The organism is Enterococcus sp. LJL51, assembly GCF_054871795.1.
In genome coordinates, this window is the sequence record NZ_JBTXLW010000005.1 from 134825 (window position 1) to 150378 (window position 15554).

Below are 15554 nucleotides of genomic sequence, written 5' to 3' on the forward strand. Positions count from 1 at the left end.
TCCAAAATCACCGTTTCTTCTTTTTAGAATGCTTGCCTGCATGCTTATCCAACTGCTCCTGCCGGAACTCTTTGTTGCCAAATACTCGCAAAATATACATCAGCGGCTGATGATTTTCACCAACCAGACCTATCAATTCAATGAACAGCTCCAAGCCGATTAAGCTAAAGACAATCAATAAAATTGAAGCTACCTGACTGGCATAGCTAAACAACAACGCTACAAATGAGAAAACCAGTGCTAAACCATAGATTGTCATTACAGCTCCCTTATGTGTAAAGCCAAGAGAAAGCAAACGGTGATGGAGATGCATTTTATCAGCAGATGAAATCGGACGCTTATTCATCAGCCGGCGAATAATGGCATAGACTGTATCCGTAACTGGTACGCCTAGAATAATTAATGGTGTAATCATTGAAATAAAGGTAGCATTTTTCAAGCCCTGCAGCGACATTACCGCAATCATAAAGCCTAGAAACAAGGCACCTGTATCTCCCAGAAAAATTTTAGCTGGATAAAAATTATAAGGAAAAAAGCCCGCTATACTTGCAACTAAAATAAAAATAACGATTGGTACGTAGATAGTATTGGCATGCAGAAAAAAATAACCAACTAGCCCTATTGTCGTCAAGCTAATCATTGAAACCCCTGAAGCTAATCCATCTAGACCGTCAATAAGATTAATAGCATTGGTAATCGCTACAATCCAAAGTACGGTAAGCGGCAGACTAAACCAGCGAAGATCAATCTGATCAAGAAAAGGCAAAGTAACATAATCAATTCTTATTTCGGCAACAAAATAAATCACTAAGGAAGCAAGTAAAATTCCTAAAGTTTTCTTTGAAGGCGACAATTCAAAAATGTCATCAATCAGCCCAGTTAGTACTACAATACCGGCGGCTAATAGGATGGGTAGAATATATTGCTGAGGAATAACCGACTGAAACAAAAACAGACAGGCAAAACTAAATGAAAAATAAATAGCCAGTCCGCCAGCAGTCGGCATATTTTTTTCGTTTATACGACGTTCGCCTGGTGCATCATACGCACCAATCCGAAAAGCCAGAAGCTTAACAACTGGTGTAATAATCAATGAAATCATGAATGTTAGTAAAAGACGAAGCATAATCTCATATATAAACATAGACATAAAAAGCCCTACTTTCTTAAGGTTCATCGTATATTATACAGAATAAGCCTTGTTTTACAAGACATGTAGAAAAAAACAACACTGTATAAAGTAAAAGCGGTCATTTGTTCCTCGGTACTAAACGATTTCAATCATTTCTTAAATTTTTTCTTTACGGAGCTGAATAACTGCTTTATCATGCCGTCACGGTCCTCTATCTCGCCATGAGATAAATAATCCTCTACAACTGCATTCACAATTCCGCCTAATACGATGATTGTCGCTGCAAAATTCAGCCACAACATCAAAACAATAAAGCTTCCAATAATCTGATAGCCGGAAACTCTTGAACTAAAATAAGTAATATAAATGCCGAAAACCTGCGATAATAATAGCCAGCCAATTGTAGCAAAAACAGCTCCCGGAAGTACGGAGCGGCTTTTAAGCTTGACATTAGGAACAACGAGATAAATTAAACTTAATACTAAGAACAAGCCCAACGCTGTAACCGGCCATTTCAACGCTTCAAACGTATCAAGAAAGTCGGTTGGTATATGAACAAATGGTTCAAGGAACTCTAAAATATTTTGTCCCAATCCCAGGACAACAACAACTCCCACCAATGAAACAAGAAATAATACAATAACTACCAATGAAACCAGCCGCACAATGATAATATTTTTCCTAGGCTCCACACCAAACGCTTTGTTCATCGCGGTTTGCAGTGCATTAATACTTTGACTGGCACTCCAAAGAGTTGCTAGAGCAGAAATTGAGAGGAGCCCGCCGGAGCTTTGTGTCAGCAAAGATTTGATTGCCGGCTTTAAATCATTAAAAATTGTTTCAGGAATAATCTCCGCTACGTATGGAAGTACAGTATTAGGATCAATACGCAAATACGGCAAAAGGTTGCCAATAGTAATTAGCAGTGGAAACAGCGAGAGCAGCAGATAGTAGGCAACCACAACAGACGTATTTCCTATCTCAGAGCTGACCATCCGTTCCTGTGTTGTGTGAATAAAACGGTTGAGCTTTTGATTACTTTTCAGCTTATCCATCCACTTCATAAGTGCTCCCCTTTCTCATCCTATCTGTCAATTACTACTTTCCCTGAAAAATGATATGCTACCATCAAAATCTGCAGAGCTGCTGTCCATTCACAGCGACTCTGCAGATTTATTTTAATAGGTTAGTTCTTCCCCTTGGGAAGTTAAAATTTTAGGCCCTTCCTTTGTAATAGCCAGTGTATGCTCAAACTGACAGCTCAGTCCGCCATCCTGAGTATAGGCAGTCCAGCCATTTGGATCCATTTTCATTCGCCAGGTTCCAGTATTGACCATTGGCTCAATAGTAATAACCATGCCTTCTTTTAGCCGCAGTCCTTTTCCTGCTTCACCATAATGGGGAACTGAAGGACTTTCATGAATTGTCGGTCCTATTCCATGTCCCACAAAATCACGGACAACTGCTAAATTCTCCCCTTCGACATAGGTTTGAATAGCATGGCCGATATCTCCGATTCTGTTGCCAACTTTCGCCTGCTCAATTCCTATATATAAAGCTTTTTTAGTTACCTCCATCAAGTGCTCGATTTCCGGTGTTGACTCGCCAACAACATAGCTCCAGCAGGAATCAGACATTGCTCCCTTCAAGTCGATGCACATATCCACTTTTATTAAATCCCCGTCTTTTAATACTTTTTTTCGAGGAAAACCGTGACAAATCTCATCATTGATGCTGCAGCAGGTTGCGTACTTATATCCTTCATAACCAATTTGTGCAGCAACTCCGCCGTGGCTTTCAATGAAGTCTCTAACAAAGACTTCAATATCCCAACTGGAAATCCCAGGTTTAATAAAATCTCGTAAATGACGGTGAACATCCGCAAGTAATTCTCCGGATTCGTTCATCATTTCAATTTCTCTTGCTGATTTTAATGTTATCATTTTATTTCATCGTCTCCTAAAAATTTTTCTCACCTCTCTATTTTATCACAGATAAAAAATTCCTCCTACTTTAAAATCTATCCAAATTCTATCGCTTTTATGTTAAAATACTTAATTGGAGGGGATTAGCCTTGTATTTTATTTTGATTATTTCTTTTTTTATTGCAGCATTAATTACTTATTTGTTTCAACTACTTTTATTCCAGTTTGAAACAAGAATTAAACTACTTTTAAATTCGCTAGATACCAGCTTATTTATTTGGCTTGTCACATTATTTTCTTATACAAATGTCTTAGGACATTCCATTGCGTTCGAACAACCGGTGGATAGATTGACCTATTTCTTAACACTTTTCACTACAACCATCGTAGTGTTATTACTGAAAGGCTATTACAAGGTGAAAAGAAAGCAGACTGAACAACCAAATACTAAAAGTAGATTTTTAATAAAGGATTACTTCTTTCTTTTTATTTACGCTTTGATTATTTTCTTTTCCACACTACTATATTCAAGCAGTGTGTGGTTGATTAATCTCTTTGGCCCAGTCAGTGTTGAGCAGCTTTTATATAATGTTCAGAATCTATCCGGATCCAGCAACGAGCAGGTTTTCAGCTATATTAATGGACCATTAATGCTAACGATATTTATTACTTATCTATTCATGAAAATTTATGTTTTCTCACCTAGACCGCTTATTAATTTAAAATCCAACAATAAATTTTATACTATTATTAGTAAGTGCCTACCTTTGGTCTTAATTTTACTTGTTCTTTCAAGCTCCATCTTTTTAAGTCTTAATCAGGTAGGAATTGCTCAGGTAAAACTTTATTTTCAGAAATCAAACTTTTTAGAAGTAGAATATGCAGACCCTAATAATGTACAATTACAGTTTCCTGAAAAGAAAAGAAATTTGATTTATATTTTTGTTGAGTCTTTTGAATCAAGCTACACAGACAATCTTTCCGGAGGGACTCAAAAGCACAATCTCTTAGAGGACCTAACCGTGTTACTTGGTGATGACGCTATAAACTTCTCAAATACAGAGGGTATTGGTGGAGCCTTGCAAGTTCCTGGAGCTGAATACACAGCAGCTGGAATTGTTTCTCAAACTTCAGGAATGCCTTTAAAAGTCCCATCAGGATTCGCAAAGCCGTCAAATGTCGTTGGGTTTGATATAGAAAACAATTTCGGTATGGATGAAAACTATACTTCTGGAGAAAGCAGTTATTTGCCAGGGCTTACTTCTATAGGCGATATTCTCCAAAAGAAAGGATACAATCAAACCTTCGTCATGGGCTCTGATGCAACTTTCGGGGGCAGACGATCCTACCTAACACAACACGGTAATTACGATATACTGGATACGATTGAAGCCAAAAATAGAGGCTATATCCCAGAAGACTATAAGGTTTGGTGGGGGTATGAAGACACAAAACTATTTGATTTTTCAAAGACTGAGCTAGCCTCACTATCAAAGCAAGAGGCTCCATTTAATTTGACGTTATTAACAGCAGATACTCATTTCCCGGATGGTTTACTGACAGAAGACACTCCGACTCCATATGACAATCAATATGCCAATGTTATTTCTTATACAAGCAAGCAGATTGCAGATTTCCTTATCTGGTGCCGTCAACAAGACTTTTATGAGAATACAACGATTGTTATCAGCGGCGATCATCTAACAATGGATCAAAAATTCGTTGCTGATTTTCCTAAAAATTATGAGCGAACCATTTTTAATATGTTTGTCAATGCACCAATTACTACAGAAAACTCAAAAAACAGAACATTTACATCTATGGATATGTTCCCAACAACCTTAGCCAGTCTAAACGTTGCCATCCCCGGTGACCGCTTAGGAATAGGAACGAATCTATTTTCTGATCGAATTACGATTGCTGAAACGCACAGCATAGAAACCTTACGGGAAAATTTGACTCAAAAATCTGAATTTTATGAGAAAAACATTTTACAGGAAGCATTACCTGCTAAAAGTTCCAGTAGTACTACAGCTATAGAAGGTGGTTCATCTTCTTCAGCTGCTGAAGAAGCTAAATCTGATTCCCAAGCACAGACATCTGTCGAAACAGAAACGGCAGAAGAAATACCTTCAGTAGCAGATACTGAGGAAGTACGAACCGGTTTAGAGATATCTACTAAAATAGGTCTCCAGCAGCCTATTGCCGGAGTATTACAATAGCAAGCATTTAAAAGAATTTTACAGGCTTAAGGAAGTTCTGTTATAATCTTATCTGTACTATTTTTAAGGAGGAAATGAAATGACACTGGCTAAAATCGTTTATGCAAGTATGACTGGAAATACAGAAGAAATTGCTGACATCGTCGCAGAAGCATTTGAAAATTTAAATATCGAAGTAGAGATTGATGAATGCACGCAAGTTGATGCTGAAGATTTTAAGGATGCTGATATTTGTGTTGTGGCAACTTATACTTACGGTGATGGCGAATTGCCGGATGAAATTGTTGATTTCTATGAAGATTTGCAGGAGGTAGATTTATCTGGAAAAACCTTCGGTGTTTGTGGTTCCGGAGATACATTCTATGAAGAGTTCTGTAAATCTGTTGATGATTTCGAAGCAGTATTTGTAAAAACAGGAGCAAACAAAGGAGCTGACAGTGTAAAGGTTGATCTGGCAGCTGAAGAAGAAGATATTCAAAATCTAGAAGCCTTTGCAAAAACCTTAGCTGAAGCAGCTTCATAATTTAGCCGATTGTTTATAAAAAATGAAGTTCTACATCAAATTTTGTGAGTAGAATCAAAACACCCGAAAATTGTCCTTGAACAATTTTCGGGTGTTAATTTTATTTAATCTTTATTTAAAAATTCTTTTATTGCCTGAGCGTTCGCTGCTTCATCGATCTCAATGACACTTCCGGAAGAAGTATAGTCATTAAAATCCCAGCTACCTTCTACAGGAACAGATAGGCTTTCCAAAGATTTTACTTTACCCAGCAGAAAATCCTTAGCTAAATCAATAATCAAATCAGTCGGTACATTTGTATCAACTTTTCCAACTGCTTCTCCTGCAACCTTAGGCAGCTTAAGAATAGGAACCAAATCCTTCGATTGATCCGCCAAGGCATTCATCACCTGCTGCTGTCGGCGAATCCGTCCAAAATCCCCCTCTTCGTCCATTCTAAATCGGGCATATTGAAGTAAAGTATTTCCGTCCATCTTCTGCTTTCCAGCATATATATCAACACCATCCAAATTAATGTCTTTTTCAGCATTGATTTCTACGCCGTCAGTATATAGCTCATCCACCATTTCACTAAACTGGCTAAAATCGATGACTGCGTAATAATTAATCGGTATACCAAAGCTTTCATTCAGGACTTCTTTTGTCAGCTTCGCCCCGCCATAGGCATAAGCCGCGTTTATTTTATCTAAGCCATAACCGGGAATATTGACAAAACTATCTCTCATAATCGAAATAAGCTTAGGCTGCTTAGTCTGCGTATCGTAATGGGCAATCATTAACGTATCTGAGCGGCCGTCATCTTCATCATCATCTCGGGTGTCAGTACCAATCAGCATAATTGTCAGCTCTTTGTCGCTTTCTTGATTATCTCCGGTAAAATCTTTGTTTTTGGTTACTATAGCTTTAGCTTCAGCTGTTTCTTTGGCACTAAAAAATGTCAATGCAGCATAGCAGCCTACAGCATCTAAGATAAATACAATAAATAGCAAGATGATAATTCCAGTTTTAGCTGTTTTCTTCATCAGTCAAGTCCCTTCCACTGTTGTATACCAGTGTTCATATTCCCATAACACAAAAGCTAGCCCCATTACACAGACTAACTAACCCATTCATTTTTTCAATTGACAATTATTTTTACCAATAATAAATACAGTAATACTATACCCACATCGAAAAGTGAAGTCAACTAAAGATATATTAAGATTTCTTATTTTTTTCACAGGAAAAAGCATTCAAAAAAAATAACATCTATTTTTTTTAAACTCAAAAAGACCTTTAAAAAAGCAACTGTCAACGACTATCAGAACAAGTACAAGAGCAGGGAAATCAGAGAATGTTGATTAACTATTTTCGTTTGATTTCTTTCTTATTTGGATGGTAAGAATTGCGGCGCTTATAAGAATAAACACTAATAATAGCCAACTAAACCAGCTTTGCAGGAAAAAATTTTGAATAATATAAGCGATAAGAGACAGTTTAGTTAGTCCATAAATCATCGCAAAAAACATATAGCTAACAGTTTTTGATAACCCTAATGCGAATAAGCCTGATAAAGCACTAATTAATGGTACCAGCCAGAAAACCTGTTCAAAAGAGAAGCCCGTTCCTGTTGCTGAAGCTAGAGCCATGGCAAAGGATAGCGGATAATACAATAATGCATTTAACGCAATTTCACATAGCAAATAGAGGATAACCTCTGGCCGCTTAAACGTATTTTTCATTGCTGTAGTAGTTATTTTCATAAGGCACCTCAATTACATTCTATCTATTTTTTTTGATTATTCATTCTATGTTTTATGTCTACTAGAGACGATTAAGAGAACTATTATCATTATAACATTTTTCTTTCAAAAAAAAGGAGCTAGCCTGAAAACAGGCCTCTCCTATAGTTTTTGCGTTTACTCGCTTCATCATACTGTCAATAGCTTTTATCAACAGCTGCTATTTTTATTGTTTAAAAATCTGTAAAGCCAGCTTCCAGCTCTTTACTGAATAAATGATGTTTTTCTGCAATAATTTGATCAAAGAACAATGCCTCTGAAACACTAAAGTATGGCGTCACGTAAAATAGTGAAATACCCATGCTGAAAAATGTTAGTACATACCATGGAATAAAAGACAGTGTAAACAGAAAATACTCCATTTTATAGCCTTTCATTAACTCCATACTCAATGCAATTGCTTCCTTCGCTGATAGGCTTTCATCTTTTCTCATCAGATAATTGGTCATGCTATAAGACATCTGCTTCACCAGACCTGGAACAATAAATAGCAGTGACCACAAGAAAGTGTAAAGCCAAACCAGTAAATTCGCAGGAACAGCTCTCCTTCCATTTTCTTTAAAGAACCTGGTAAAGGTCAGCTTTAGACCAAAATCTAAACCTTCGGCATTATCAACAGCTGCCCATTTCATCATAGCTTGATATAAAAGTACGACGAAACCTATTGCTAAACCAAATAGAAAGGCGAATAATCCAATAAGGACAGAACCAGACCGTCTATAACCATAATTATAATCATACAGGTGATTTCTTGCAGTAAGCTGTTCATCGAACCCTTGGACAGGCAGATTCAATGCATGAAGGTTTCGACCTTCTTCTTTTTGGTTCTCTTCTTCATAATAGCTGTCGTCATCAAAAGCATCATACCAGCCATCGTCATAGCCATCATCGTAACCATCGTTATAGCCGTCCATATAACTGTTTCCCGAAGCTCCGTCATAGCTGTCGTCATCATCCCAAAGATCATAGTCATAATAATCATCATACTCATATTGATAATCATACATATCATATGAAGTGCTGGATGTAGCAGCCATCATTATAAAAATATATCCCGCCACTGCTATAAACGGAATCACCAGCAACGTGCTCCAACGACCATAATTTCGATGCAGCAGCCGCTGCGCCTGTTTCTTTATTTCACTTCTAAGCATCTTGTTTTCTCCTTTTTTAACCCATTATCCACCTTTTACCTGAATCTGTTACTAAGTAAGTAGTTTTACTATATCGAAAATCTGTACTTTGTACAATAGAAAGACTGAAATTTTCCCTACAATTTATGTAGAAAAATATAATAGCTGCTGGCACTCTTCTATAGATTTTCTACAGATATACGCTGTTCTTTATTCTCCTGTTTAAGAATTGCCTGATTAATGCGATCCGCCCAACCCATATTTGCTTCTTCGGGAATTACAAACAACGCCTCCTTGTAATTCCAGCCCTTCCTAACCACCTGACAGCCTTCTGTCAGCCATTCTCCTAACTGAATGATTTCATCAAACAAGTCTACCGCATAGTGATTGAAGGCCTGCAAACGATTCAGCTTTCCATTCAATTCACTTTTTATTTCACCATACATTCCTAAAAGTGTAGTGTTTTCACTAATAAAAAAGGCTTTGTTTAGAGGCTCAAGAGTAGAATCAGCTACTTCCTTGAGCAAGCGTCGAATTTTTTCTATTTGATTTTCCCAATAGCTAATCTGCTCTGATAACTCGGCAGCATTCAAACTGCAGTAGTCGACCGTTGACAAATATTTTTTTATAAACTGATTGTTTACCTCAATAACTATCTCCGAAAGTAATTTTCCTCCTCTTATCAAGGGCAGCAAAACCGTTTCAAAATACTGTTTTGCTGAGTCGTATGCTTTTGAGCGACTTGATGTTTCCAAGATAAATTTTTGAAACTGATTAGCTAGTTGTTCATAGATAGTCTGTTGCTCCTGACACAGCCTATTCATCCCCTCTACCTGAGATAACGCCTGAGGTAAATCAATATAGATATTCATTATTAGTCTCTCTTTCTTCCATAAACAATCTTTCCACACTATTTTTAGATCGACCTATTAGCTGCAGCCACTCATAAAAAATGGATCCCCATAAACAGCTGCCTTGATTTACTTTTTAGTCTTTGCTATATCGCTTATTCCAATCCTCATGTACTTAATTCTAATAGGGCCAATCCGCTTTATTTTATAGTTCTTTAGATATTTTTTTCAAATGATCTGCTGCTTCAGTCACTATTTTACTAATTTCTACAGTTGGCTTTACCACTTGCTCTACTGCTTTTTGAAGATGATTTTCTTGATTATCTGGGGGTAATTCTTTCAAGCTATTCATTAAATCATCAGCTGCACTATAAAGACTGTCTGCAACTTTTTCGGCTATTCTGCTGTCTTTATGATTACGTTCCATTGTCTCGTTCCCCCAATAGTAATCTACTTGTCAAATTCATCGAAAACTTTCTTAAACATCTATTCTTTTCAAAATAAGAGATAGTCTTTTCATCTTCATTTTATAAATAGTATCATAAAATACGAATAATTTGTTATCAATTTTTTACATCTAAATCTAAAAAAATGAGAATTATTTTACATCCATAATTAAGTGAAATAACTTTGATGTATGCGAAGAATTCAGACTTTATTACTCAGGCTTAAAACATGGAAAAAGTACTTTTTTAGTAGACTAAAGACAACAAAGCCATCCACAATCAAGGTACTGTTGTACAAAAAATTTGTAACTATTTCTTTTGTAATCAATCCATCTATAGAAAGATATTTGGAAAGACACTATCAATAAGTTAGCTTTTTATTTTCTGGATACTATGACGTCACAGGTAACGGTCCTAATCATAATACTCATTTCCCAATAGAATTTACCTGTAAATAAAGTTATTTTTTATATTTATTTTATCAATTGATTAGACTATAATTTCAAAATAAATGCAGAATGTACGTTTAAGAAACTGTTATTTTCAGGCGTTTCTTCGTATTTTTTCTCACTTTTTGTCTTGCGTTTTCTTTTTGTTCGTTTATACTTATAAGCGTGGGATAGAAAAAACAATTTTATATATTCATTGGCTCTCTTAATTCGGCGCCAACCGAATTTTAGAGAATCGTTGTGACAACCGTAATTGCCCAACATATTGCCAATAGTGTCAGCGCGCCGCTGCTTATTTTGTATGCTCTCCCTGCATAGATACCGATCTTTTAGGTAAAGGTCCTATTTGTGCAGTCACTTCAAAAAAGCAGATGGGCTATGAATAAAAACTATTGTAAACGATATTAGGGTAATTCCTGGTATCGTTTTTTCTATCCTGCTTTCACAGGCAGGATAAAATAAAAAGGGCACTTCACAAAATGGCGCCAACCATTCTGTGAAGCCTTGAATAGACAGCCGTAACTATCTAGACAAGTTTGCCCAATTACCAGCACTGAGCACTGGCTTCTTTATTGTACCGAATTTTACAGAGAATTTCCAGTCACTCTCTTATTATTTGTTTCAATATGTGCCATCCAACTGTCATAACCCAATTAATACCTGCGGTTTTCTTTTAAGACAGCTCTTTTTATTTGTCCTTGCCATTATCTTGATAAATATAACTTACAAAGCTCGTCCTATATAAAAATTACAGCTCCGTATACTTCTCTTTATTCCCTTTACTCTTATCCACTGGGTACTTAATCGCATTCAGCTTCATCTTGTCTTCAATAATCTCATGAACATCCAATTCCAAATCTGACGCCAGCATCAAACTATAAATTAAGACATCAGCTAGCTCCTGCTTGATATTCTCCATATTTTTTGATACAGCTTCTTCATCTGTCAGCCATTGAAAATTCTCTAGAAGCTCAGCTGCTTCCAGACAAATAGATAGAGACAGATCTTTTGGGTGGTGATACTGCCGCCAGTCTCTTTCATCTCTAAAATGATTGATTTTACGAATTAATTCTTCCATTCTTCTACCTCCATCCGCTTGCTTGCTCTATATCCGACAACTATTTTCTTATTCAGCCTTGTTAAGCTCTCGATAGCTGCCTGTAGTTTATGTTAGATTAACACTTGCTTCACTCTTACTATCAACTTTTTACTTTCCTGAAATTTTTCAGCCAATTATAAGAGATTTTTTTATTTCTAGTTATTATTACCCCTTTACCCGATACTAAGCTTAAACTTTCATTCAATAAATAAATGGCTTCTTCTGCATTTTCTGTATCATAAGGGCCATCAGATAATTCATCACAAAGTTCTAGTAGAAGAAAAAAATTGGGGACGTGCTGATAAAGCTTCTGCACAAACTGAATCAGTTCATTACTGTAATCCATCGCTCCATTTTTGCATATCCTAAACTGCAGCTCTTGAAGATGAGAACTTTGTAAGTGTAGTGCAAGATAGGCTTCCTCATCATAGCTTTGCTGAAATGTTTTTTGGAAATATCTGTCAAAGCCCTTAACTTCTTTAAAATGCAAACTCCGGCCAAATCGATATTCCCGCGGGTCTTGAGAAAATGTTTCTTCCCCCCATGCTATAAGCAGTTCCTGCAGCTCCACTCCATAGAGCTCACTTTCAGGTATCAGTATATCTAAAAGAAAATCCATCTGTATTCTTCCTACCCCTTCTCTGCTTCTTCCCCGACTATTTTTCAAAAAATATAATAACTAAAATTGTCGATACTTTCCACATAGTTCTATTTTACTTAGGGATGCACTCGCTTGAAGTGAGGAACAGCCGAGCTGATTTTACTATCTCCCTTTGGATCATCAAAATAAACAATTTTATCTAATGGTATTTCTTCGGGAATAAGCAGTCTGCTGATTTGGATTCCTTTATTGCAGCTGCTGCACCAGACCAGACTGTAACCGATGCGTGACTTTTGATCCCCTACATATAAGTAATCAAGTGTCCTACCTTCACATGAGGGACAAGAAAGCTCAGACAGGCAGCTAACGTAATCAGGAAGGACTGTCGCAGTATGAACCCATGCTCTAAAGTTTTTCATTAGGCGATCTCTTCCACGCTATTCTTTCACTGCTATTTTATCAATCAGATAGCCATCTTGATCAAACACCTCGGTAATTCCCACAGAATTTACAATCATCAATATATCCTTCCCAATAAAAATTGGCTGATCCTCATTTTCCTCATAGAAGCACTCGCCATCCTTGTTCGTGTATAGCTTCTTATTTGTACCATTAATTCCTTCTTTATAAAGTGTAACTCTCCAGCTATTCAGAATTTTTTCTAATGTAATAGACCGGTCCTTTTTGATTGTATAGAGAACTTTTCCATTTTTATCAATTAAACCATTGTCATACGCTTTATTATATATTGTGGCAAAATTGCTGTTTTCAAAGCGGGTAATTCCATGAATCTTTCTTTTTTCAGCTTCCTCTTGAGAGAGCAGTATATCTCCATCTATATTAACCAAGGCATAGCTTTTGCTGCCATTCCCTACTTCTCTCGCACTAAGCAAACCAAACCCAAGATAAGTATAGTCATCCATATCAGAATCTAAAACAGCTGCTTTTTTCAGATTTTCATCAATAAGGACGTAAGAGCGGTTGAACTCCTTGTCTCTATAATAGGATAATGCATAACCATCCTTATCAAAGTCATAGATTGATCCCAGTTCGTTTTCCTCTATTTCTTCTCCAGTCATTAGAATCTTGCCTGTTTTATCAATAATCAATTCCTCGCCAAACTCACTTCTAGCAGTGGCGATACCAGCTGAACTAAATGTGCCAATGGATTGGAAAAGCAAAGGCGATCCATCCTCTGTTTTGATGATTTCACCGTTTTCATCAATCAGGCCATTTTGATTGTCTGTAGTGTAATACTTTGCAACCGTATTATCTCTATAACTATAAATATCTTCAATTTTCTTTTCTCTGGCATTGACAGGTGTTAAGGTCCAGCCCTTTTCACAATGTAGAATTCCCTCTTCATCATTTATCTGAACAATAGCCCCTTTAACCTTTGGATTATCACTGCTGTTAATATATAAATCTTCAAAACGCTCAGTCAGCAGCTCGCCTTTATAATTTAAAACTGCACTCTTGCCATCTGTAAAATGGATGGTCGCTAAATAACTAGTTTCAAAATAAATTGATTTCACCTGTTCAAACTTCATATCTCTGGCTGCTTTGATAATTTCACCATTATTCTTGATGATTCCCAGTCTATTTATAGCTGTATCTCTGTACGCACCGTACTCCCCTTTAGAAAAGGCACTTTTTGAGATGGAATAGTCTCCTTCCAACCGTTCATTAGTTCCAGAAATGTAATAAAAGCTTTTATAATTTTCATCTTGACATGCAAAAAGCTTACTATTTGGAATTGATTCTATTTCTGTTATCTTCTCTTCCACACCATTCAGTAATATCTTGCCGTTCTCATCCATTAAGCCCATATAGCCTTTTGCCGAATAGATAAGCGTTTCATTTTCCAACGTTTTATCTGATTGTCTGATTTCTGTACTGAATCCCATATCTGGTTCCTGCTCTAGTCGGTGTTCTTGCTCCAGATATATACCAACAGCTAGACAGATTCCGATCAAAACCAATCCAGATAAAATAATAACCTTCTTTCGAGCTTTCCATATTCTCTTCATTTTTATTACCACCTTTTTATTTTCTCCATGATCCAATCGATCATTTTATATTATAACAATTCTTAAAAGATTATGGCTTTATTTTTATGATAAAAATTGAAAAACAGGCTGATTGTGTTTCACAGGTTTCAATCAGATCTGACGATTCCTGCTGCTAATTCTTTGCTTCCTGCTTTATTCCTAATTAGTTCCCTATAAATAATAGATACAGGAATAGGAATAAGGCCTTCCCCTCTTTCAACTCGTAAACTAAAAAACTAATCATAGATGCCGTAATCAAAGAAAAAATAATGTGTACTTGACTGCCCAAAAATCCGTCGGTATGTATAGCCCTTCTGTACTTGAATCAGCTCGGGTTTATCCATTTTTTCCAAAAGCAGCTCGACAATTTTCAAAGGTGTTTCAACCGCTGCTAAATCATTATGCAGATAACTAAAAAATCTTGTAGGAGAAACAGCTTGAATATCTATTTGATTGAGCATCCCAAAATAAGCAGGAATCCAAACATTTTCCAGAGCATTTAACCACTCCGCATCTTTTTTGTTTGGTTCTTCCTCCAACGGCCATTCTTCACTATCAAAAAGTTCTTTTTTAAACAACGCTGAGAAAGCATCCTTAACTGTCCCGATTTCCTTTTTAGGTACCATTAAAATATCTACCTGCATGACGGATTTACTAAAAGAGTATTCTTCAAAGCCGACTACTTGAATATCTATCTCTGCTGTCATTGCAGCAAAGTGTTTTTTATCTCTGAATAACGCTTGAATCTGCTGCTTCATTCATTCGCTCCTTCTATTTAGCTAATCACTACCTGTTAAAGGTTTATCCAGTACCGTTCGACTATTTCATCATCCTCTACTTCTCCTTCAAATACACCCCCATTAGACAAAATAACCTTTCGAGACGCAAAATTACTTTGATCACAGGTTACAAGAACCTTTTTCAACCCAAACTGCCGGCAAAAGTTCAGCGACTGCTTTAGCATTTCTTTGGCATATCCTTTCCCCCAAAAGCTTGGCCGGACACTGTAGCCAATATGGCCGCCAATTCGAGCAAGATAGTCATTGAGTTCATGTCGGACACTAATCATTCCCACAAGTAGTTGATCTTCCCCGCGAACAGCCAGAAACTGAGTTGCTTGAACCAGTCCTTCTGCTACTGTTTCACTGTTGCTATTCATTTTGATACAATCCAGCCATTTTTCTATATCTTCGTAATCCGCAAGAAATGAGGTGCCATCCATCGAAGTCTTAGACTGTAGAAATTCGTTTCTATATTCTTTTATCTGCCCTTCATATACAATTGAAGGCTTGATTAATTGTATTTTGTTCATACTACACACTCCATTTTTTAGTTGTATTT

16 protein-coding genes are annotated in these 15554 nt (G+C 36.6%); 2 read left to right on the forward strand and 14 right to left on the reverse strand.

The window, feature by feature from the left end:
* Positions 1-7 precede the first annotated feature (7 nt).
* From ACYSNQ_RS07150 to map, 3 genes are all read right to left on the reverse strand, one after another.
* Positions 8-1150 (reverse strand): glycosyltransferase family 4 protein, encoded by a 1143-nt coding sequence (locus ACYSNQ_RS07150; RefSeq protein ID WP_426082204.1) that lies wholly within the window; start codon positions 1148-1150, stop codon positions 8-10.
* 131 nt (positions 1151-1281) lie between these two features.
* Entirely contained in the window at positions 1282-2196 is a 915-nt protein-coding gene (locus ACYSNQ_RS07155) for a YihY/virulence factor BrkB family protein (RefSeq protein ID WP_426082205.1), read from the reverse strand.
* A gap of 114 nt (positions 2197-2310) precedes the next feature.
* Positions 2311-3075: a type I methionyl aminopeptidase gene (gene map / locus ACYSNQ_RS07160; RefSeq protein ID WP_426082206.1), complete on the reverse strand. Its 765-nt coding sequence runs from the start codon at positions 3073-3075 to the stop codon at positions 2311-2313.
* A gap of 131 nt (positions 3076-3206) precedes the next feature.
* Between map and ACYSNQ_RS07165 the strand changes: the two genes are divergently transcribed.
* Positions 3207-5279, forward strand: a complete 2073-nt coding sequence (locus ACYSNQ_RS07165) for an LTA synthase family protein (RefSeq protein WP_426082208.1) — start codon at positions 3207-3209, stop codon at positions 5277-5279.
* Between the two features lie 79 nt (positions 5280-5358).
* Positions 5359-5802 (forward strand): flavodoxin, encoded by a 444-nt coding sequence (locus ACYSNQ_RS07170; RefSeq protein WP_426082209.1) that lies wholly within the window; start codon positions 5359-5361, stop codon positions 5800-5802.
* A gap of 104 nt (positions 5803-5906) precedes the next feature.
* Here the strand turns inward: ACYSNQ_RS07170 and ACYSNQ_RS07175 are convergent, their stop codons facing one another.
* The 11 genes from ACYSNQ_RS07175 to ACYSNQ_RS07225 all read right to left on the reverse strand — a co-directional run bounded on the left by ACYSNQ_RS07175 (position 5907) and on the right by ACYSNQ_RS07225 (position 15525).
* On the reverse strand, positions 5907-6824 hold the full coding sequence (locus ACYSNQ_RS07175; RefSeq protein WP_426082210.1) for an LCP family protein: 918 nt from the start codon (positions 6822-6824) through the stop codon (positions 5907-5909).
* 318 nt (positions 6825-7142) lie between these two features.
* A complete protein-coding gene (locus ACYSNQ_RS07180; RefSeq protein ID WP_426082212.1) occupies positions 7143-7544 on the reverse strand; it encodes a hypothetical protein in 402 nt (133 codons plus the stop codon).
* Positions 7545-7756: 212 nt separating this feature from the next.
* Complete coding sequence (locus tag ACYSNQ_RS07185; RefSeq protein WP_426082213.1) at positions 7757-8737, reverse strand: DUF975 family protein; 981 nt, start codon at positions 8735-8737, stop codon at positions 7757-7759.
* A gap of 158 nt (positions 8738-8895) precedes the next feature.
* Complete coding sequence (locus ACYSNQ_RS07190) at positions 8896-9588, reverse strand: hypothetical protein (RefSeq protein ID WP_426082214.1); 693 nt, start codon at positions 9586-9588, stop codon at positions 8896-8898.
* 184 nt (positions 9589-9772) lie between these two features.
* Positions 9773-9994 carry a hypothetical protein gene (locus ACYSNQ_RS07195; protein WP_426082215.1) on the reverse strand — a complete coding sequence of 74 codons (222 nt, stop codon included), beginning with the start codon at positions 9992-9994 and terminating at the stop codon, positions 9773-9775.
* A gap of 1216 nt (positions 9995-11210) precedes the next feature.
* Positions 11211-11540, reverse strand: a complete 330-nt coding sequence (locus ACYSNQ_RS07200) for a nucleotide pyrophosphohydrolase (protein WP_426082216.1) — start codon at positions 11538-11540, stop codon at positions 11211-11213.
* 121 nt (positions 11541-11661) lie between these two features.
* On the reverse strand, positions 11662-12180 hold the full coding sequence (locus tag ACYSNQ_RS07205) for a hypothetical protein (protein WP_426082217.1): 519 nt from the start codon (positions 12178-12180) through the stop codon (positions 11662-11664).
* A 98-nt stretch (positions 12181-12278) separates the two neighbouring features.
* Positions 12279-12581: a hypothetical protein gene (locus tag ACYSNQ_RS07210; protein ID WP_426082218.1), complete on the reverse strand. Its 303-nt coding sequence runs from the start codon at positions 12579-12581 to the stop codon at positions 12279-12281.
* Between the two features lie 18 nt (positions 12582-12599).
* Entirely contained in the window at positions 12600-14192 is a 1593-nt protein-coding gene (locus ACYSNQ_RS07215; protein WP_426082219.1) for a hypothetical protein, read from the reverse strand.
* A gap of 257 nt (positions 14193-14449) precedes the next feature.
* Positions 14450-14971: a hypothetical protein gene (locus tag ACYSNQ_RS07220; protein ID WP_426082220.1), complete on the reverse strand. Its 522-nt coding sequence runs from the start codon at positions 14969-14971 to the stop codon at positions 14450-14452.
* A gap of 35 nt (positions 14972-15006) precedes the next feature.
* Positions 15007-15525: a GNAT family N-acetyltransferase gene (locus tag ACYSNQ_RS07225; protein ID WP_426082221.1), complete on the reverse strand. Its 519-nt coding sequence runs from the start codon at positions 15523-15525 to the stop codon at positions 15007-15009.
* Between the last annotated feature and the right edge of the window lie 29 nt (positions 15526-15554).